Annotated in this window: 17 protein-coding genes; 14 read left to right on the plus strand and 3 right to left on the minus strand. The window is 71.5% G+C overall.

All coding sequences use genetic code 11. The annotated features are described in order from the left end of the window. Positions 1-189: 189 nt before the first annotated feature. The 3 genes from ACFXGN_RS29250 to ACFXGN_RS29260 are packed head-to-tail and all read left to right on the plus strand — an operon-like array spanning position 190 to position 3,445. Positions 190-1,230: a S1C family serine protease gene (locus tag ACFXGN_RS29250; protein WP_384864884.1), complete on the plus strand. Its 1,041-nt coding sequence runs from the start codon at positions 190-192 to the stop codon at positions 1,228-1,230. Positions 1,231-1,262: 32 nt separating this feature from the next. Further along, entirely contained in the window at positions 1,263-1,988 is a 726-nt protein-coding gene (locus ACFXGN_RS29255; protein WP_384864886.1) for a response regulator transcription factor, read from the plus strand. Then, positions 1,985-3,445: a sensor histidine kinase gene (locus ACFXGN_RS29260; protein WP_384864888.1), complete on the plus strand. Its 1,461-nt coding sequence runs from the start codon at positions 1,985-1,987 to the stop codon at positions 3,443-3,445. The genes ACFXGN_RS29255 and ACFXGN_RS29260 overlap by 4 nt, the downstream gene beginning before the upstream one ends. A gap of 183 nt (positions 3,446-3,628) precedes the next feature. On the opposite strand, the gene ACFXGN_RS29265 is transcribed toward ACFXGN_RS29260, so the two are convergent. Then, positions 3,629-5,461 (minus strand): bifunctional metallophosphatase/5'-nucleotidase, encoded by a 1,833-nt coding sequence (locus ACFXGN_RS29265; RefSeq protein WP_384864890.1) that lies wholly within the window; start codon positions 5,459-5,461, stop codon positions 3,629-3,631. Between the two features lie 167 nt (positions 5,462-5,628). Here ACFXGN_RS29265 and mshD point away from each other — a divergent pair, with 167 nt between their 5' ends. The 11 genes from mshD (at position 5,629) to pstB (ending at position 17,557) form a co-directional block, all read left to right on the plus strand. Then, positions 5,629-6,555 carry a mycothiol synthase gene (mshD, locus tag ACFXGN_RS29270; RefSeq protein ID WP_384864892.1) on the plus strand — a complete coding sequence of 309 codons (927 nt, stop codon included), beginning with the start codon at positions 5,629-5,631 and terminating at the stop codon, positions 6,553-6,555. Between the two features lie 94 nt (positions 6,556-6,649). Continuing rightward, complete coding sequence (locus ACFXGN_RS29275) at positions 6,650-7,033, plus strand: GntR family transcriptional regulator (RefSeq protein ID WP_384864894.1); 384 nt, start codon at positions 6,650-6,652, stop codon at positions 7,031-7,033. Continuing rightward, entirely contained in the window at positions 7,030-7,878 is an 849-nt protein-coding gene (locus tag ACFXGN_RS29280) for an ABC transporter ATP-binding protein (RefSeq protein WP_384864896.1), read from the plus strand. The genes ACFXGN_RS29275 and ACFXGN_RS29280 overlap by 4 nt, the downstream gene beginning before the upstream one ends. Then, positions 7,875-8,843: an ABC transporter permease subunit gene (locus ACFXGN_RS29285; RefSeq protein WP_384864898.1), complete on the plus strand. Its 969-nt coding sequence runs from the start codon at positions 7,875-7,877 to the stop codon at positions 8,841-8,843. The genes ACFXGN_RS29280 and ACFXGN_RS29285 overlap by 4 nt, the downstream gene beginning before the upstream one ends. A gap of 400 nt (positions 8,844-9,243) precedes the next feature. Next, positions 9,244-11,499, plus strand: coding sequence for an RNA degradosome polyphosphate kinase (locus tag ACFXGN_RS29290; protein ID WP_384864900.1), 2,256 nt, complete (start codon positions 9,244-9,246; stop codon positions 11,497-11,499). Beyond that, the gene (locus tag ACFXGN_RS29295; protein WP_384864902.1) at positions 11,486-12,529 is read left to right on the plus strand and encodes a CHAD domain-containing protein; all 1,044 of its coding nucleotides are present in this window, start codon (positions 11,486-11,488) and stop codon (positions 12,527-12,529) included. The genes ACFXGN_RS29290 and ACFXGN_RS29295 overlap by 14 nt, the downstream gene beginning before the upstream one ends. Further along, the gene (locus ACFXGN_RS29300; protein ID WP_384864903.1) at positions 12,526-12,945 is read left to right on the plus strand and encodes an NUDIX hydrolase; all 420 of its coding nucleotides are present in this window, start codon (positions 12,526-12,528) and stop codon (positions 12,943-12,945) included. The genes ACFXGN_RS29295 and ACFXGN_RS29300 overlap by 4 nt, the downstream gene beginning before the upstream one ends. A 514-nt stretch (positions 12,946-13,459) precedes the next feature. Further along, positions 13,460-14,602: a phosphate ABC transporter substrate-binding protein PstS gene (gene pstS, locus ACFXGN_RS29305; RefSeq protein ID WP_384864905.1), complete on the plus strand. Its 1,143-nt coding sequence runs from the start codon at positions 13,460-13,462 to the stop codon at positions 14,600-14,602. Positions 14,603-14,706: 104 nt separating this feature from the next. Then, positions 14,707-15,681 (plus strand): phosphate ABC transporter permease subunit PstC, encoded by a 975-nt coding sequence (gene pstC / locus ACFXGN_RS29310; protein ID WP_384864907.1) that lies wholly within the window; start codon positions 14,707-14,709, stop codon positions 15,679-15,681. Further along, positions 15,678-16,751, plus strand: coding sequence for a phosphate ABC transporter permease PstA (pstA, locus tag ACFXGN_RS29315; RefSeq protein ID WP_384864909.1), 1,074 nt, complete (start codon positions 15,678-15,680; stop codon positions 16,749-16,751). The genes pstC and pstA overlap by 4 nt, the downstream gene beginning before the upstream one ends. 29 nt (positions 16,752-16,780) lie before the next feature. Beyond that, positions 16,781-17,557: a phosphate ABC transporter ATP-binding protein PstB gene (gene pstB, locus ACFXGN_RS29320; RefSeq protein ID WP_366445251.1), complete on the plus strand. Its 777-nt coding sequence runs from the start codon at positions 16,781-16,783 to the stop codon at positions 17,555-17,557. A 129-nt stretch (positions 17,558-17,686) separates the two neighbouring features. Here pstB and ACFXGN_RS29325 read toward each other — a convergent pair whose 3' ends face one another. Together ACFXGN_RS29325 and ACFXGN_RS29330 are read right to left on the minus strand one after the other, a co-directional pair. Then, positions 17,687-18,685, minus strand: a complete 999-nt coding sequence (locus ACFXGN_RS29325; protein ID WP_351793920.1) for an inorganic phosphate transporter — start codon at positions 18,683-18,685, stop codon at positions 17,687-17,689. Positions 18,686-18,690: 5 nt separating this feature from the next. Next, positions 18,691-19,311: a DUF47 family protein gene (locus ACFXGN_RS29330; RefSeq protein WP_366445252.1), complete on the minus strand. Its 621-nt coding sequence runs from the start codon at positions 19,309-19,311 to the stop codon at positions 18,691-18,693. Positions 19,312-19,447 lie beyond the last annotated feature (136 nt).

Here is a 19,447-nt window from a genome sequence, read left to right on the forward strand (position 1 = left end):
TACGGGAAAGCCCCCGGGCCCCCGCGAGCACCCCGTACGACCGGCCCACCCGTACGGGGCCACCGGCCCTTCCGGCCCGGATCCCCAGGGGCCCCGGAGAGGGTCCCTTATATCGGGCATACAGGCTTCTGTCGGGCTTCTCAGCCGCTCCTCAGACACCTCTCATGTACGGCTCCGAGAGTCGTAGCCATGACGGACTTCCCGGAGCAGCAGCCGCAGCACCCCACCTACCCGCCGCGCCCGCCGCACGACCCGGCGGGACCCCGGCCCGGCACCACCGGCTGGGCGTCCGGCGGGCACGTGCCGCCCCCGGTGCCGCCCGCCCCGGGGCCCGCCGCCCCGTCCGCGCCGCGCCACCGGGCCCGGCGCGGGGTCGGTCTGATGGCCGCCGTGGCCATCGCCGCCGCCGCGATCGGCGGCGGCACCGCGACCGTCGTGGAGCGGCTCACCACCGACGGCGCCGTCGCCGCCGCCCCCGCCGCCGTGAACGGCACCACCGTCTCCTCCGGCACCACGGGCACGGTCACCGGCGTCGCCCAGGCGGTCTCCCCCTCGATCGTCGAGATCTCCGCGTCCTCGGGCTCCGGGCAGTCCACCGGCTCCGGCGTGATCATCACCTCCGACGGCGAGATCGTCACCAACAACCACGTGGTCTCCGGCGCCTCCCAGATCACCGTGCGGCTCAGCGACGGCAAGTCCTACCAGGCGTCCGTCGTCGGCACCGACCCCGCCAAGGACCTGGCGCTGATCAAGCTCCAGGGCGCCTCCGGCCTCAAGGCCGCCGCGCTCGGCGACTCCGACGACCTCCGGGTCGGCGACCAGGTCGTCGCCATCGGCTCCCCCGAGGGCCTCACCGGGACCGTCACCAGCGGCATCGTCTCCGCCCTCGACCGGGACGTGACCGTCGCCAAGGACGACGGCGGACAGCAGCAGCAGTCCGACCCGCGCCAGAGCTGGCCGTTCGAGTTCGGCGGACAGCGCTTCAACGGCGACACCGGCTCGTCGAAGACCACGTACAAGGCGATCCAGACCGACGCCTCGCTCAATCCGGGGAATTCCGGCGGCGCCCTGATCAATATGAGGGGCCAGATCATCGGAATCAATTCGGCCATGTATTCGCCCAGTTCTTCGAGCGGTTCCACCGCCGGGAGCGTCGGCCTCGGATTCGCGATCCCGGTCAACACCGTGAAGGCCGACCTGGACGCCCTGCGCGCCGGGGGCGGGAGCTGACCGGCGAAGGGGCCGCGTGCGACGCTGAGCCCATGACTGGCCAACGACACGAAGCCGAACGCATCCTCGTCGTCGACGACGAGCCCGCCGTCCGGGAGGCCCTGCGCCGCAGCCTCGCCTTCGAGGGGTACGGGACGCGGGACGCCGTCGACGGGCTGGACGCGCTCGCCCAGATGGAGTCGTACGCCCCCGACCTCGTCGTCCTCGACGTGCAGATGCCCCGGATGGACGGGCTGACCGCCGCCCGCCGCATCCGGGCCTCCGGCTCCACCGTGCCCATCCTGATGCTCACCGCCCGCGACACCGTCGGCGACCGCGTCACCGGGCTCGACGCGGGCGCGGACGACTACCTCGTGAAGCCCTTCGAACTGGACGAGCTGTTCGCCCGGATCAGGGCGCTGCTGCGGCGCAGCTCGTACGCCGCCTCCGCGGGCGAGCCCGCCGACGCCGACGTGCTGTCCTTCGAGGACCTGCGGATGGACCTGGCGACCCGCGAGGTGACCCGGGGCGGCCGGACCGTGGAACTGACCAGGACCGAGTTCACGCTCCTGGAGATGTTCCTGGCCCACCCCCGGCAGGTCCTCACCCGCGAGCAGATCCTCAAGGCCGTGTGGGGCTTCGACTTCGAACCCAGCTCGAACTCGCTGGACGTGTACGTGATGTACCTGCGGCGCAAGACGGAGGCGGGCGGCGAGCCGCGCCTGGTGCACACGGTGCGGGGCGTCGGCTACGCGCTGCGCGGAGGAGCCGGGGAGTGAGCGTTCCGCCCACCGCCGCGCCCGGGGCCCCGGACCGCCCGGACGGCACCCCGACGGGCCCGGGGCGCAGGGGTCCGCTGGGCTGGTTCCGCTCCCGGCCGCTGCGTTCCCGGCTCGCCCTGCTCACCGCCGTCGCCGTCGCCGTGGCCGTCGCCGCCGTCTCCGTGGCCTGCTGGTTCGTGACCCGCGAGCAGCTGGAGAACGAGCTGGACTCCTCGCTGCGCGGCACCCGGCTGGACAGGGACGGGGTGGCGCTGCTCGTCGACTCCTGCCGCCGGGGCACCCATGTGACGCTGGCGGAGGGCTCGTACACCGTGCAGGTGATCTTCACCGACGGCAGCGTCTGCACCTCGGGGAAGGCCCCGATCGCCGCCGGGCCCGCCGACCTCGCCGTGGCGCGCGGACAGCTCGGGGACGTCCTGCACACCGTGAGGGACGACGCCGGACGCGAGATGCGGGTCTACACCTACGCCCCGAACGTCCCCGGTGTCGCGTACTCCGTCGCCCGCCCCCTCGCCGAGATCGACAACTCGATGTCCACCCTGCGCTGGGTGCTGCTCCTGGTCTCCGGCATCGGTGTCGTCGGCGCGGGCGCCGCCGGGCTCTGGGTGGCCCGCACCGGTCTGGAGCCGGTGAACCGGCTGACCGGCGCGGTCGAACACGTCGCCGCCACCGAGGACCTGACCGTCCGCATCCCGGTGGAGGGCGAGGACGAGATCGCCCGCCTCTCGCGCTCCTTCAACGCGATGACGGCCGCCCTGGCGACCTCCCAGGACCGGCAGGCCCAGCTCATCGCGGACGCGGGACACGAACTGCGCACCCCGCTGACCTCGCTGCGCACCAACGTCGAGCTGCTCGTCCGCAGCGAGGAGACCGGCCGGGCGATCCCGCCGGAGGACCGGCGGGCCCTGCTCGCCTCGGTGAAGGCGCAGATGACGGAGCTGGCCTCGCTGATCGGCGACCTCCAGGAGCTGGCCCGCCCGGACACCGAGCGGACGGGCCCGCTCGCGGTGGTGCCGTTCCACACGATCCTGCGGACGGCCCTGGACCGGGCGCGGCTGCGCGGTCCGGAACTGACCTTCGTCACGGACCTGGCGCCGTGGTACGTACGGGCGGACGCGGCGGCCCTGGAACGGGCCCTGGTGAACGTCCTGGACAACGCGGTGAAGTTCTCGCCGCCCCGGGGCACGGTCGAGGTGCGGCTGATGCGCGGCGAGCTGACGGTCCGCGACGAGGGCCCCGGCATCCCGGCGGAGGAACTGCCGCACGTCTTCGACCGGTTCTGGCGCTCCCCCTCGGCCCGCAGCCTGCCCGGTTCGGGCCTCGGCCTGTCGATCGTGGCCCGTACGGTGGAACACGCGGGCGGCACGGTCGCCGTCGCCCCGGCGGAGGGCGGCGGGACGGTGGCCACCGTACGGCTGCCGGGGGCGCCGACACCCCCGCCGGACACGCTCTAGCCGTGCCGGAACAGGGCCTCCACCGGGCCCGGCCGGGTGTTCGGGACGTACGAGATCGGGATGTACGAGATCGGGGCGTACGAAAAGGGACGTACGGAAAAGGGCGTACGGAAAAAGGGGCGGCGGGCCGTCGAAACGGTCCGCCGCCCCCTTCCGTTCAGGTGTTCCCGAGGCCCGTGGGGGCTACTTCACGACCGTGATCCGGTCCGCCGCCGGGACCGGCAGCGGGTTGGCCGCGGAGGACTTCGTCGCCAGGTAGGCGTTGAAGACGTCCAGGTCGGAGGCGCCGACCAGCTTGTTGGTGCCGGTGGCCAGGGCCCCGAAGCCGTCGCCGCCGCCCGCGAGGAACTCGTTCATCGCGACGCGGTAGGTCTTCGACGGGTCGATCGCCTCGCCGTTCAGCCTGACCGTGCCGTCGACGACGCGGTCCGCGCCCGTCTTCGTCATGTCGAGCGTGTAGGTGAGGCCCTTCGAGATCTGAAGGATCTTGACCGAGTTCAGGTTCGAGCCGCTGACCTGCTGCTTCAGCGCGGTGAGCAGGTTCGCGCCGGTCAGGTCCACCACGTTCATCATGTTGGTGAAGGGCTGCACGGTGAAGGACTCGCCGTAGGTCACGACACCGTCGCCCTCGGCGCCGGACGCCTTGTGGACCAGGTCCGCGCGGATGCCTCCCGGGTTCATCAGGGCTATCTGCGCCCCGCCCTTGTCCGCCGGGGCCAGGCCCTCCAGCTGCGCGTCGGCGATCAGGTCGCCGAGCGGCTTCTCGTACGCCGTGGAGCCGCGGCCGTTGATGTCGGCGGCGATGTAGCCCTGCGGGCGGTTGGCGACCGGGGCGGCCAGCGCCTGCCAGTCGGTGATCAGCCGGGTCAGGTCCGTGGCCTTCGGCACGTCGCGCGAGACGACGTGGTTGGCCGAGGCGACGGCCGTGCGCACGATGTCCTTGGTGGCGCGGTCGTACGTCAGCGTGGTGTCGGTGTAGAGCTTGCCGAACGAGGACGCCGAGGTGACCAGGCGCGGCTTGCCCGCCGGGTCGGGGACGGTGCACACGTACGCCTGGTGCGTGTGGCCCGTGACGAGCGCGTCGACCTGCGGCGAGACGTTCTTGGCGATCTCGGTGATCGGACCGGAGATGCCGTCGCCCGGACCGGGGCTGTCGCAGTTGTAGTTGTACGAGGCGGAGGCCGGGGCCCCGCCCTCGTGGACCAGGGCGACGATGGACTTGACGCCCTTGCGCTCCAGGATCTTGGTGTACTTGTTGATCGTCTCGACCTCGTCGCCGAACTTGAGGCCCTTGACGCCCTCGGCGGTGACGATGTTCGGGGTGCCCTCCAGGGTCACGCCGATGAAGCCGATCCGGACGCCGTTCTTCTCCCAGATGAAGTACGGGTCGAGCAGCGGCTTGCCCGTCTTCTCCTTCGTCACGTTCGCGGCGAGGTAGGGGAAGTCGGCGCCCTTGAACTTCTTGCCCTTGACGAAACAGCCGGCGGTCGGGTGACAGCCGCCGTTCTGCATCCGGGCCAGCTCGACCGCGCCCTCGTCGAACTCGTGGTTGCCGACCGAGGTGACGTCCAGGTCCAGCTTGTTCAGGGCCCCGATGGTCGGCTCGTCGTGGAAGAGACCGGAGAGCAGGGGCGAACCGCCGATGAGGTCACCGGCCGCCGCCGTCACGGAGTAACGATTCCCCTGGCGCGCCTCGCGCAGGTGCGTGGCCAGGTACTCGACACCGCCCGCGTCGATCTTCTCGGTGGTCCCGTCCTCCTTGGTCCGGGTGACCTGGCCGGACGAACCGGCCGGCGGCTCCAGATTGCCGTGGAGGTCGTTGAAGGACAGCAGCTGGACGTCGACCATCCGGCCCCAGCCCTTGCCGTTGCCGTGTCCCGCGGCGTACGGGTCGGAGCCCGCTCCGGCGGACGGCATCGCGGCGACGAGCGCGCCGACCGTCACGAGTCCCGCCCCGGCGGCGAGAAACCGCCGTCCGGTCTTCTTCTTGCGCTGGTCCCTCGATGTTCCTGACATCGCTCCCACTCGTCCCCTTGGCCCTGTTTTCGCGGTATTGACGTATCCCCCCGTCTGCGGCTGAAGCCTAGGGTCAACGCGCGTAGCGCAACAGGGGGTGGCGGGTTACAAGACAGTTGCCGTCGGCTTTCCCCGGGGCGGCGGCGGGTCGCCGTAGGCTCGGGCCCATGACTTCCGACGCGGCGCCGGCCCTCGAACCGGGACGACAGATCCAGACGCACGACAAGCTCACGCCCGAGCAGATCCAGGCCGTACAGGACCTGCTGGGGGCCGCCGACGGCGCCGACGGCGTGCACGCCGTCTCCGAACAGGGGCGGCTCTACCTCCGGGGCGGCCACCGCGAGGGCGTCCGCCACTTCCTCCTCACCGTCGGCGGGAAGCTCTACGGCTACGCCCAGCTGGAGGAGACCGACCCGATCGAGGCGCCCGCCGCCGAACTCGTCGTCCACCCGGAGCGCCGGGGGCGGGGCCACGGGCGGGCCCTCGGCTCCGCCCTCCTGGACGCCTCGGGCAAGCGGCTGCGGGTCTGGGCGCACGGCGGCAAGCCGGCCGCCCGGCACCTCGCGCAGGTCCTCGGGCTGACGCTCTTCCGCGAACTGCGCCAGCTCCGGCGGCCCCTGGTCCCGCTGGACGTCCCCGAGCCGAAGCTGCCCGAGGGCGTCACCGTCCGCACCTTCGTACCGGGACGGGACGACACCGCCTGGCTGGCCGTCAACGCCGTCGCCTTCGCCCACCACCCGGAGCAGGGCTCGCTCACCCAGCGGGACCTGGACGACCGGATCGCCGAGCCGTGGTTCGACCCGGAGGGCTTCTTCCTCGCCGAGAAGGACGGGCGCCTCGTCGGCTTCCACTGGACGAAGACGCACGCCGAGGAGCAGCTCGGCGAGGTGTACGTGGTCGGCGTGCTGCCCGAGGCGCAGGGCGGCGGCCTCGGCAAGGCGCTCACCGCGACGGGTCTGCGGCACCTGGCGGCCCGGGGCCTGCCGACGGCGATGCTGTACGTGGACGCCGACAACACGGCGGCGGTGACGGTGTACGAGCGGCTCGGCTTCACCACCCATGAGGTGGACCTGATGTACCGCACGGAGTCGTAGGCGCCAAGTCCTTTCCCGGAGGGGGCGGTTGACACCGCCCCCTTCTTCGGATCATGCTTTCACTACTTGACTAGTGAAAGGGTGGTGGAAGGACGTGGTCGAGTACCGCATCGACCGGCGCAGCGGCGTCGCCACCTACCTCCAGATCGTCCAGCAGACGAAACAGGCCCTCCGGATGGGCCTCCTGGAGCCCGGCGACCGACTGCCCACCGCACGCGAGGTCGTCGAAGCGACGGCCATCAACCCCAACACGGTCCTCAAGGCCTACCGCGAACTCGAACGCGAAGGCCTCGTCGAGGCCCGTCGGGGCCTCGGCACCTTCGTCCGCCGCGCCCTCGGCACCGGCCCCGCCGACTCGCCCCTCAGCGGCGAACTCACCACCTGGGCCCTCCGCGCCAAGGAAGCGGGCCTGGACCGCGAGGACGTGGCGGCGCTCTTCACATCCGTACTGAAGGAACACTTCGAGGGGGACTCATGACCGACCCGGTCATCACGGCGGAGGGCCTCGGCCTGCGCTACCGGCGGTCCGGCAGGAGCTGGGCACTGAAAGACTGCACCTTCACGCTGTCCGCGGGGGCGGTCGTCGGGGTCGTCGGCCCCAACGGGGCCGGGAAGTCGACCCTGCTGAGCCTGGCCGCCCGCCTGCTGCGCCCCACCGAGGGCCGGATCGAGACGCCCGCCGGGGACCGCGTCGGCTACGTGGCCCAGGACAAGCCCCTGTACGGCGCGCTCACCGTCGCCGAGACCCTGCGACTGGGCCGCGAGCTCAATCCGGACCACTGGGACCCGGCCGTCGCCGAGAAGGTCGTCGCGGGCGGCCCACTGGCCCCGAAGGCCCGCGTCAGCTCCCTCTCCGGGGGCCAGCGCAGTCGGCTCGCCCTCGCGCTCGCCCTCGGCAAGCGGCCCGAACTGCTCCTCCTGGACGAGCCGATGGCCGATCTCGACCCGCTCGCCCGGCACGAACTCATGGGCACGCTCATGGCCGACGCCGCCGAACGCGGCACGACCGTCGTCGTCTCCTCCCACGTCCTCACCGAGCTGGAGGGCGCCTGCGACCACCTGCTGCTCGTACAGCACGGCCGCATCCGCCTCCAGGGCCCCGTCGACGAACTGATCGCCGGACACGCGCTGCTCACCGGACCGGTCGGCGACCTCGCCCCGCACACCGTCGTGGACTCCCGCACCACGGGCCGTCAGCTCACCGCCCTGGTCCGCCGCGAAGGCCCCGTCGAAGGCCCCTGGCGGGCATCGGAACCCTCCCTCGAAGAACTCCTCCTGGCCCATCTGCGCGCCGGGCGCCTCCCCGAGGGAGCCGCCGCGTGAGCGCCCTCGCCCTGAGGGGCCCCTACTGGGTGACGGTCCGCCAGCACCGTCGGTCGCTGTGGTGCGCCCTGGCGCTCACCGCCCTCGGAGTGGCCCTGCTGATCACCTCGCGACTGTGGTCCGACGCCGCCGTGGAGGCGCTCCGCGCGGCGGGCTGCACCGTCGACAGCCTGGACCGCTCCTGCTTCCAGCACGCCCGCGACTACACCGACGACCAGTGGTCCGCCCGGAAGATGGTCGAGCGGGCCGGTCTGGGGATGCTCCTCGTCCCGGTGCTCACCGGCGCCTTCCTCGCGGGCCCGATGATCGCCCGCGAGCTGGAGTCGGGGACGTACAAGCTGGCGTGGACCCAGTCCGTCAGCCCCACCCGCTGGCTGGTGTCCAAACTGGCCGTGCCGCTCGCCCTCGTCGTCACCTGCGTCCCGCTGCTCGGCCTCGTGTTCCACTGGTCGTGGTCGACGGGCCCCGGCAACGACTTCCCCACGTACTGGTACGAACCGACCATCTACGCCTCCTTCGGTACCGTCCCGGTGGCGAACGCCCTGATGGGCGTCGCCCTGGGCACCCTCGTCGGCCTCCTCGTGCGGCGGACCGTGGCGGCGATGGCACTCGCCGTCGTGGCCACCACCACGGTCCTCGGGACCCTGTACCTGCTGCGCCCCGGACTGTGGCCCCCGCAGACCCTCACCGGCCGTGAGCTGTCCCTGCGGGTGTCCGACTCCTGGATCGTGGCCGACGGCATGATCACCGAGTCCGGGGAGCGGGTCGGCTGGGAGTACTGCCGGAGCGGGACGGGAACCGCCCGGGACTGCATGATCGGGCGGGGCGGAGTCGCCGACTTCGTCGACCACCACCCCGGCTCCCACTTCTGGCCCCTCCAGCTCGTCGAGACCGCCGTCCTCCTCGCCCTCGCCGCCCTCGCCCTGCTCGCCGCCTTCCGGGTGCTGCGGGCCCGGCACCCCTAGGCGGGGCCCCGGGGAGCCCTGGGCCCCCTACGGGGCCATCACCCGTAAGGGTCACCCGGCCCTTACGGGTGCACCGGACCCGCAGGGGCAACCGGCCCCGTAAGGGCTCCCGCCCCGTAGGGGACACCGGCCCCCGCAAGGGTCCCCGCCCCCTCCAAGGCGCACCCCGCGCCCCTGAGCGGGCCCCGAGCCCCGGTCCCCCGGGCCCGCGCACGGTCCCGCCCCCGATTCCCGTACGACATGTCGTCGTTACCGGCCATTCAGACGCGCTTGCGACGCTCACGCAATGAAGCGCTCCGTGTCCCCGCCCGGCAGGGCGGTCCTCCCCAAGGGGCGGCTCCCCGCCCCCACGGCCCGCTCCGACGCGCCCGGCCACCCCTTCGCGCGGAAGAATGGGGCCATGAGCCAGCAGCCCGCCGAGGTCCCGGTCCCCTCCTCCGCCACGTCGTCCGCCCCCTCGACCGCCGCGCCGTCCCTGGGGTCCGCCACCGCGCACCGCCCCCAGTCGGTGAACGGCTCCGTCGTCACCGGAACCGACCCCGACCTGGACGCCGACCCCGACACCTACGAGGACGACGGCGCACTCGGCGACGAGCTGCCGCAGGGACGCTTCCTCGACCGGGAACGCAGTTGGCTCGCGTTCAACGAACGCGTCCTCGAACTCGCCGAGGACCCCACGACACCCCTCCTCGAACGGGCGAACTTCCTCGCGATCTTCGCCTCGAACCTCGACGAGTTCTTCATGGTCCGCGTCGCCGGGCTCAAGCGCCGCATCGCCACCGGCGTCGCCACCCGCTCCGCCTCCGGACTCCAGCCCCGCGAGGTCCTCGACCAGATCTGGACCCGCTCGCGCGAGCTCATGGCCCGGCACGCCGCCTGCTTCCAGCAGGACGTCGCCCCCGCCCTGGCCGACGAGGGCATCCACCTCATCCGCTGGCCCGAACTCACCGAGAAGGAGCAGGCCCGCCTCTTCACCCTGTTCCGGCAGCGGATCTTCCCCGTCCTCACCCCGCTCGCGGTGGACCCGGCGCACCCCTTCCCGTACATCTCCGGCCTCTCCCTCAACCTGGCCGTCGTCGTCCGCAACCCGGTGAGCGGCCACCGCCACTTCGCCCGGGTGAAGGTGCCGCCGCTGCTCTCCCGCTTCCTGGAGGCCTCCCCCCAGCGGTACGTCCCCCTGGAGGACGTCATAGCCGCGCACCTGGAGGAGCTGTTCCCCGGCATGGAGGTGCTGGCGCACCACATGTTCCGGGTCACCAGGAACGAGGACCTGGAGGTCGAGGAGGACGACGCCGAGAACCTGCTCCAGGCCCTGGAGAAGGAGCTGATGCGGCGCCGCTTCGGCCCGCCGGTGCGCCTGGAGGTCGAGGAGTCCATCGACCCCTACGTGCTGGACCTGCTCGTCCGCGAACTGAAGATCTCCGCCGCCGAGGTCTACCCGCTGCCCGGCCCGCTGGACCTCACCGGGCTCTTCGGCATCGCCGGACAGGACCGGCCGGAGCTGAGGTACCCCACGTTCGTCGCGGGCACCCACCGCGACCTCGCCGAGGTCGAATCCGCGTCCGCGCCGGACATCTTCGCCGCGCTGCGCGAACGGGACGTCCTCCTGCACCACCCGTACGACTCGTTCTCCACCTCCGTGCAGGCCTTCCTCGAACAGGCCGCCGGCGACCCGGACGTCCTCGCGATCAAGCAGACGCTCTACCGCACCTCCGGCGACTCACCGATAGTGGACGCCCTCATCGACGCCGCCGAGTCCGGCAAGCAGGTCCTCGTCCTCGTCGAGATCAAGGCCCGCTTCGACGAGCAGGCCAACATCAAGTGGGCGCGGAAGCTGGAAGAGGCGGGCTGCCACGTCGTGTACGGCCTCGTCGGCCTGAAGACCCACTGCAAGCTGTCGCTCGTCGTCCGGCAGGAGGGCGAACTGCTCCGCCGCTACTCGCACGTCGGCACCGGCAACTACCACCCGAAGACCGCCCGCCTCTACGAGGACCTGGGCCTGCTGACCGCCGACCCGCAGGTCGGCGCGGACCTGTCCGACCTGTTCAACCGGCTCTCCGGCTACTCCCGCCGCGAGACCTACCGGCGGCTGCTCACCGCCCCGAAGTCGCTGCGGGACGGGCTGGTCTCCCGGATCACCAAGGAGATCGCCCACCACCGGGCGGGCCGCCCCGCGTACGTACGGATCAAGGTCAACTCGATGGTCGACGAAGCGATCATCGACGCCTGCTACCAGGCCTCCCGGGCCGGGGTCCCCGTGGACATCTGGGTACGCGGCATCTGCGCCGTGCGCCCCGGGGTCACCGGCCTCTCGGAGAACATCCGGGTCCGCTCGGTCCTCGGCCGCTTCCTGGAACACTCCCGCGTCTTCGCCTTCGGCAACGGCGGCGAACCCGAGGTGTGGTTCGGCAGCGCCGACATGATGCACCGCAACCTGGACCGCCGCATCGAGGCCCTCGTACGGGTCTCGGACCCGGCGCACCGGGCGGCACTCACCCGGCTCCTGGAGACCGGGATGTCCGACACCACCTCCTCCTGGCACCTCGGCCCCGACGGCAACTGGACGCGGCACGCGACCGACCCCGAAGGGCGCCCCCTGCGGCACGTCCAGGAGATGCTCATCGACGCGCGGAGGCGCCGGCGTGCACAACCCTGACCCTGCGCGGAACATCACGGCGGGCGAGGTCCTCGCCCCCTACCTGCACGCACGGGCCGCGGACTTCCTCCGCGGCCTCCGGCTCCACGGCGAGAGCGGCTCCGCCACGGCCGGGGCGGAGGAGGCGGCCCGCACCCTGCGCGGCGCCGCCCGCCGGATCGGCGGCACCCTCCACACCTTCCGGCCGCTCCTCGACCCGGAATGGGCGGACCGGCTGCGGACCGAGCTGGTCTGGCTCTCCGGCACCCTCGCCGTGGAGCAGGCCTGCACCTGCCGCCTCGTCCGGCTGGTGGACGCGCTGTCCCGCCTCTCGAACGGTACGGGCGGCGGGCCCGCGACCCCCGGCACGACCGCGCCCGGAACCCACGGCGGCGGCCCCGCCGCCGCCGTCCCGGCCGCCCGGGGCGGCGACTCCACCGGGCTCACCGTGGGCGCGGCCCGCGCCGGAGCCCTCCTGGAACGGCAGCTCACCCTGGCCAGGACCCGCGCCCACTCGGCGGCCCTCCAGGCGCTGGGCTCGGCCCGCTTCCACGCCCTCGCCGACGCGGTCGCGCTGCTCGCCTCCGAAGTGCCCCTGGGCCCCGCGGGTTCCGCCCCGGCCGTCGACGTCCTGGACGGGCCCGCCGAACTGGCCGAGCGGCGCCTGGCCGACGCGGTGGCCGCGCTGCCGCTGACCCGCGCGGGCCACCCGTACAACGCGGACGCCCTCGCGCTCGCCGCCGGGGAGGGCCAGGACGCGCCCTGGCACCACACCCGGCTGCTGCTGCGGCTGCACCGGTACGCCACCGAGGCCCTGCACACCGGCGGCGGACCCGGCTCCGTCCTGTACGAGGCCGCCCGCGCCCTGGACCGGCACCGCGACGCCGCCGAAGCCGCCGCGGCGGCCTCCGCGGCGGCCCGCACCCCCCGGATCGCCCCGGCCACCGCGTACGCCCTGGGCGTCCTCCACGCCGACCAGCGCCACGAGGTCGAGGCGGCCCGCTTCGCCTTCCAGCACGCCTGGCGGCGGACGACGGCGGCCGTCCCATGACGACGGAACGGCGCCGGGACACCGTCCGGGCCGCCGGGTGCGTCCTCTGGCGCCCGGCGCTTTCCGGCCACGGCATCGAGGTGGCCCTGGTGCACCGGCCGAAGTACGACGACTGGTCGCACCCGAAGGGCAAGCGGAAGCGCGCCGAGTCCGCCGAGTCCTGCGCGCTGCGGGAGGTCCTGGAGGAGACCGGCCAGCGCTGCGCGCTCGGCACCCGGCTGCCCACGGTCCGGTACGCGGTGGACGGGCGCCCCAAGGAGGTCGACTACTGGACGGCCCGCGCGCTCGGCGGGACGTTCGCCCCGAGCGACGAGGTCGACGCCCTGCGCTGGCTGCCGCCCGCCCGCGCCCGCGCCCTGCTCACCCGGGACCGGGACCGGGAGCTCCTGGACGCCCTGCCGGGTTCCGCGGGCTGAGACGGCGGAACCCGGGTGAGACGGCGGAACCCGGCCGGACGGCCCCGCGCACGGCCCGCCCCGGCATCCGGCCCCGCGCGCGGCCGTCCCGTACGAGACCCCGGCGACCCGCACACCGGCCTCCGCCCGCCGCACGCCGTGCCCCGTACGCCCACTCCGCGCGCCACACACCGGCCTCCGTACGCCGTACCCCGCGACCCCTCACCCCGTCCTCCGTACGCCCACCGCTCCACCGGCCCCCCGCGCCACCCCCGCCGCGCACACCCCCGCGACACCGCCCCGACCTCCCCCCTTCACCCGTACGGACGCCGATCCGGCGCACCCGCACCCGGGCTTCCGGCACGGTTCACTTTCCGTTCACTCTCCTCCGTCGACCGCTTCACCTGATCTGCCTAATTTCGGCCTTACACGGTGCACGGAGCACAGCGATGCACCACCAACCGACACACGCCGCCGTAGAACGGTCGGGACACACGGTCCGCGACAAGGCGGCTTCTGGAAGGAACACCCGAAAGTGAAGCTTTCGCGCAAGAACGGGCTTCGCGCCTCCGCGATCGGTGCCCTCGTCGTCTCCGGTGCGCTCGTCCTCTCGGCGTGTGGCTCGGACAACAACACGGAGACTCCGGCCAAGGAGAGCGGCACCAAGACCTCCGCCGCCGCGTCGAACGTCGCCTGTGAGGGCGCCAAGGGCCAGCTCCTGGCCGCCGGCTCCAGCGCGCAGAAGAACGCGATGGACCTGTGGGTCAAGAACTTCCAGGCCGCGTGCGACGGTGTCGAGATCAACTACCAGGGCATCGGCTCCGGCGGCGGCATCACCAAGTTCAACCAGGGCCAGGTCGCCTTCGCCGGCTCCGACTCCGCCCTGAAGGACGAAGAGGTCGCCGAGTCCCAGAAGATCTGCAAGGGCGGCAAGGGCATCAACCTGCCCATGGTCGGCGGCCCCATCGCCATCGGCTACAAGCTGGACGGCGTGGACAACCTGGTCCTGGACGCCTCCACCATCGCCAAGATCTTCGACAACAAGATCACCAAGTGGAACGACCCGGCGATCACCAAGCTGAACCCGGGCGCCAAGCTCCCCGACAGCGCGATCCAGGCCTTCCACCGCTCGGACGAGTCGGGCACCACCCAGAACCTGGGCAAGTACCTCTCGAGCACCGCCGCGGCCGACTGGAAGCACGACCCGAAGTCGAAGGCGTGGCCCGCCCAGGGCGGCCAGGCGGCCAACGGCAACTCCGGTGTCGCCACCGCCGTCAAGGAGGCCGAGGGCTCCATCGGCTACTTCGAGCTCTCCTACGCCACCGCGAACAAGATCTCCACGGTCAGCATCGACACCGGTGCCGCCGCCCCCGTCGCCGCCACCTCGGAGAACGCCTCCAAGGCCCTCGCCGCCGCCAAGATCAAGGGCAGCGGCAACGGCATCGTCCTCTCCGTCGACTACACGACGAAGGCCGAAGGCGCCTACCCGATCGTCCTCGTCACCTACGAGATCGCCTGCGACAAGGGCAACAAGGCGGACACCCTGCCGACCCTGAAGGCCTTCCTCAACTACACCGCGAGCGACGAGGGCCAGAAGGTCCTCACCGACGCCGGCTACGCCCCGCTCCCGGCCGAGATCGCCGCCAAGGTCCGCGCGATCGTCCCCACCCTGTCCTGACCCCCGGCCGGGTCCGGCCCCCCACCCGGGGCCGGACCCGGCATCCGGTGCACCGCCGCCAGGAGCCCGTACGTCCGTAGGGGCACCGCAGACCGGAGAAGCAGATGGCTACCACCACACCAGACATACAGAGGAGCCGGAGCGCCAAGAGCGCCACCCGCCCCGGTGACCGCGTCTTCCGCGGTCTCTCCCGGGGGTCCGGCATCACCCTCCTCGTCATCATGGCCGCGATCGCGGTCTTCCTCAGCTACCGCGCCGTCCTCGCCGTCTCGAAGGACAGCGGAAACTTCTTCACCACCTTCGAGTGGAACCCGGCGGGCAGCCCGCCGGTCTTCGGCATCGCCGTCCTCGCCTTCGGCACCGTCGTCTCCTCGGTCATCGCGATGGCCATCGCCGTGCCGGTCGCGATAGGGATCGCCCTCTTCATCTCCCACTACGCCCCGCGCAAGCTGGCCAAGCCGCTCGCGTACGTGGTGGACCTGCTCGCCGCCGTCCCCAGCATCATCTACGGACTCTGGGGCGCGATCTTCCTCGTCCCGTACCTGGACGGCCTCAACAAGTGGCTCGACCAGTACTTCGGCTGGACGTACATCTTCGACAAGGCCCAGGACGGCCTCGCCCGCAACCTCTTCACCGTGGGCATCCTGCTGGCGATCATGATCCTGCCGATCATCACCAACGTCACCCGCGAGGTCTTCCTCCAGGCCCCGAAGACGCACGAGGAAGCCGCCCTCGCCCTCGGCGCCACGCGCTGGGAGGTCATCCGCATGGCGGTGCTGCCCTTCGGCCGCTCCGGCATCATCTCCGCCTCGATGCTGGGCCTCGGCCGCGCGCTCGGCGAGACCATGGCCGTCGCCGTGGTCCTCTCCCCCAGCTTCGTCATCTCGGGCCACCTGCTCGACCCGGGCGGCGGCACCTTCGCGCAGAACATCGCCGCCAAGTTCAACGAGGCCAACGAGTTCGGCCGGGACGCGCTGATCGCCTCCGGTCTCGTCCTCTTCGCCATCACCCTGCTGGTCAACGGCGCCGCCCGCTGGATCATCGGCCGCCGCAAGGAGTACTCGGGGGCAGCGGCATGAGCCACGCCATACAGGAACGCCCGGTCACCGCGGTCCCGGCCGCCGGATCCCTCTCCCAGGCCCGGCTCCCCCGCTGGACCCCGGCCGCCGTCGCGGGCGGCTCGATCGCCGCGGCGATCGGCCTCGGCCTCGTCGCCGGCTGGCACAGCCGGATCCAGTGGGGCATGATCGCCGCCCTGCTCTTCGTCGTCGTCACCTTCGCGCTCACCACCAAGGTGGAGGGCAGCCGCCAGGCCAAGGACCGCGTCGCCACCAGCCTCGTCTGGGTCTGCTTCGTCCTCGCCGTCGTCCCGCTGCTCTCCCTCGCCTGGGTCACGGTCAGCAAGGGCATCGTCGTCCTCGACGGCTACTTCCTGACCCACTCGATGAACGGCGTCCTCGACGCCGAGGCGGGCGGCGGCGTCTACCACGCGCTGCTCGGCACCATCGAGCAGGTCCTCATCGCGACCGTGATCGCCGCGCCGCTCGGCCTCCTCACCGCCGTCTACCTCGTCGAGTACGGCGGCGGGAAGCTCGCCCAGGCCGTCACCTTCTTCGTCGACGTCATGACGGGCATCCCGTCGATCGTCGCCGGTCTCTTCGTCCTCGCCACCTGGAACCTGATGCTGGGCTTCGGCCCCTCCGGTTTCGCGGGCGCGATGGCCCTCGCCATCCTGATGATGCCGGTCGTGGTCCGCTCCACCGAGGAGATGCTCAAGCTCGTCCCGAACGAGCTCCGCGAGGCCTCCCTCGCCCTCGGCATCCCCAAGTGGCGCACCATCCTGAAGGTGGTCCTGCCCACCGCGATCGGCGGCATCACCACGGGCGTCATGCTCGCGGTCGCCCGCATCACCGGCGAGACGGCCCCGGTCCTGCTCCTGGTGTTCGGTACGAAGCTGATCAACCCGAACCCCTTCGAAGGCGCCCAGTCCTCCCTGCCGCTCTACGTGTACGAGCAGTACGCCGTCGGCACCGACGCCGCCGTGTCCCGCGCCTGGGCCGCCGCGCTCGTCCTGATCGCCTTCGTCATGATCCTCAACATGGTGGCCCGCGGCATCGCCCGCTGGAAGGCCCCCAAGACCGGCCGCTGACCAGCGTCCACCTCTGGAAGTGAATTGATATGGCCAAGCGAATCGACGTCAGCGGCCTCTCCGCCTACTACGGCGCCCACAAGGCGATCGACGACATCTCCATGACCGTCGAGCCCCGCTCCGTGACGGCCTTCATCGGCCCCTCCGGCTGCGGAAAGTCCACCTTCCTGCGCACCCTGAACCGGATGCACGAGGTCACCCCCGGTGGCCGCGTCGAGGGCAAGGTGCTGCTGGACGACGAGAACCTGTACGGCGCGAACGTCGACCCGGTGGCCGTGCGCCGCACGGTCGGCATGGTCTTCCAGCGCCCCAACCCCTTCCCCACCATGTCGATCTTCGACAACGTGGCGGCGGGCCTGCGGCTGAACGGCAAGTACAAGAAGTCCGAGCTCAGCGACATCGTCGAGAAGTCCCTCAAGGGCGCCAACCTCTGGAACGAGGTCAAGGACCGCCTCAACAAGCCCGGCTCCGGCCTCTCCGGCGGTCAGCAGCAGCGTCTCTGCATCGCCCGCGCGATCGCGGTCGAGCCCGACGTCCTGCTGATGGACGAGCCCTGCTCGGCCCTCGACCCGATCTCGACCCTGGCGATCGAGGACCTCATCGGCGAGCTGAAGGAGCGCTTCACGATCGTCATCGTGACGCACAACATGCAGCAGGCCGCCCGCGTCTCGGACCGTACGGCCTTCTTCAACCTGGCGGCCGTCGGCCAGCCCGGCAAGCTGATCGAGCTGGACGACACCGAGCGCATCTTCTCCAACCCGAGCGTCCAGGCGACCGAGGACTACATCTCCGGCCGCTTCGGATAGAGACCGTCTGCGGTGCTGCATGGCGGTGCCACCGCATGACGAAGGGCCCGGCTCCCCCGAGGGGAGCCGGGCCCTACTGCGTCCGTCCGCGGAACCACCCGCCGACCGGGGAACGACCGACGTCGATTCTCAGCCGAAGAACAGCTGCACCACGTAGAAGCTCCCCGCCGCCACCAGAGCCGCCGCGGGCATCGTGATGAACCAGCCGAGGATGATGTTCTTGGCGACGCCCCACCGCACGGCGTTCACCCGCTTGGTGGCACCCACGCCCATGATCGCGGAGGTGATGACGTGCGTCGTCGAGATCGGCGCGTGGAACAGGAACGCCGAGCCGAACATGATCGAGGCGCCCGTGGTCTCCGCCGCGAAACCCTGCGGCGGGTCCAGCTCGATGATCTTCCGGCCGAGCGTCCGCATGATCCGCCAGCCGCCCGCGTACGTGCCCAGCGACAGCATCACGGCACAGGCGATCTTCACCCAGACCGGGATGTCGTCACCCGAGGACTGCACATCGGCGATGACCAGGGCCATCACCACGATGCCCATCGTCTTCTGGGCGTCCTGCAGACCGTGGCCCAGGGCCATGCCCGCCGCCGACACCGTCTGCGCGATCCGGAAGCCGCGCTTCGCCTTGTGCGGGTTGGCGTTGCGGAACATCCACATGATCGCGCACATCACCAGGTAACCGGCCACGAGACCGACGACCGGCGAGATGAACATCGGGATGACGACCTTGTCGAGCACCCCGCCCCAGATGACCTCCGTGCCACCGGCGAGCGCCGCGCCCACCATGCCGCCGAAGAGGGCGTGCGAGGAGGAGGACGGCAGACCGAAGTACCAGGTGACCAGGTTCCAGATGATCGCGCCGACCAGCGCGGCGAAGAGGATGCCCATCCCCTTGTCGCCGTGCGGGGTCTCGATCAGGCCCTCGCTGACCGTCTTGGCGACCCCGCTGCCCATGAAGGCACCGGCGAGGTTCATCACGGCCGCCATCGCGAGGGCGGCCCGGGGGGTCAGCGCCCGCGTCGACACCGAGGTGGCGATGGCGTTCGCGGAGTCGTGGAAGCCGTTCGTATACGTGAAACCGAGCGCGACACCGATGGTCACGATCAGAGCGAAGGTGTCCACGAAGCTCAGGACTCCTTGACCGCGATGGTCTCCACCGTGTTGGCCACGTGCTCGAAGGCGTCGGCCGCCTCTTCCAGGACGTCCACGACCTGCTTCAGCTTCAGCACCTCGATGGCGTCGTACTTGCCGTTGAAGAGCTGGGCGAGCAGCTTGCGGTGGATCTGGTCCGCCTGGTTCTCCAGCCGGTTGACCTCGATCCAGTACTCGGTGAGGTTGGCCATCGTCCGCAGGTTCGGCATCGCCTCGGCGGTCAGCTCGGCCGCCCGCGCCAGCACCTCGATCTGCTGCTCGACACCCTTGGGGAGCTCTTCGATGTTGTAGAGGACGACCAGGTCGACGGCCTCTTCCATGAAGTCCATGATGTCGTCGAGGCAGGACGCGAGGGAGTAGATGTCCTCACGGTCGAAGGGCGTGATGAACGAGGAGTTCAGCTGGTGGAAGATGGCATGGGTCGCGTCGTCGCCGGCGTGCTCCGCTGCCCGCATCCGCTCCGCGATCTCGGCTCGGGCGGAAGGCTCCGCACCGAGCAGTTCCATCAGGAGTTTCGAGCCAGTGACGATGTTGTCCGCGGACGCGGCGAACATGTCGTAGAAACTCGTCTCCCTGGGGGTCAGACGAAATCGCACGTGAGGTCCTCAGGTGTGCTGGGTTTCGGTCAGGCTGATGCTAGGCGCATCATCCGGCCACGGCTAACCGGCGTCTCTCAGTGTCGCCCATCAGGCACAGTGAACTGCACGGGCCCCCGCCCGGATCGGCGGGGAT

The sequence above is a fragment of the Streptomyces sp. NPDC059247 genome (genome assembly GCF_042754005.1).
Classification (GTDB): Bacteria; Actinomycetota; Actinomycetes; order Streptomycetales; family Streptomycetaceae; genus Streptomyces.

What these genes read in the sequence shown, in the direction of transcription:
- ACFXGN_RS29250 (WP_384864884.1), top strand. Translation starts at nt 190, where the DNA reads ATGACGGACTTCCCGGAGCAGCAGCCGCAGCACCCCACCTACCCGCCG.
- ACFXGN_RS29290 (WP_384864900.1), top strand. Translation starts at nt 9,244, where the DNA reads ATGAGCCAGCAGCCCGCCGAGGTCCCGGTCCCCTCCTCCGCCACGTCG.
- mshD (WP_384864892.1), top strand. Translation starts at nt 5,629, where the DNA reads ATGACTTCCGACGCGGCGCCGGCCCTCGAACCGGGACGACAGATCCAG.
- ACFXGN_RS29300 (WP_384864903.1), top strand. Translation starts at nt 12,526, where the DNA reads ATGACGACGGAACGGCGCCGGGACACCGTCCGGGCCGCCGGGTGCGTC.
- pstA (WP_384864909.1), top strand. Translation starts at nt 15,678, where the DNA reads ATGAGCCACGCCATACAGGAACGCCCGGTCACCGCGGTCCCGGCCGCC.
- pstB (WP_366445251.1), top strand. Translation starts at nt 16,781, where the DNA reads ATGGCCAAGCGAATCGACGTCAGCGGCCTCTCCGCCTACTACGGCGCC.
- ACFXGN_RS29280 (WP_384864896.1), top strand. Translation starts at nt 7,030, where the DNA reads ATGACCGACCCGGTCATCACGGCGGAGGGCCTCGGCCTGCGCTACCGG.
- pstC (WP_384864907.1), top strand. Translation starts at nt 14,707, where the DNA reads ATGGCTACCACCACACCAGACATACAGAGGAGCCGGAGCGCCAAGAGC.
- ACFXGN_RS29255 (WP_384864886.1), top strand. Translation starts at nt 1,263, where the DNA reads ATGACTGGCCAACGACACGAAGCCGAACGCATCCTCGTCGTCGACGAC.
- ACFXGN_RS29265 (WP_384864890.1), bottom strand. Translation starts at nt 5,461, where the DNA reads ATGTCAGGAACATCGAGGGACCAGCGCAAGAAGAAGACCGGACGGCGG.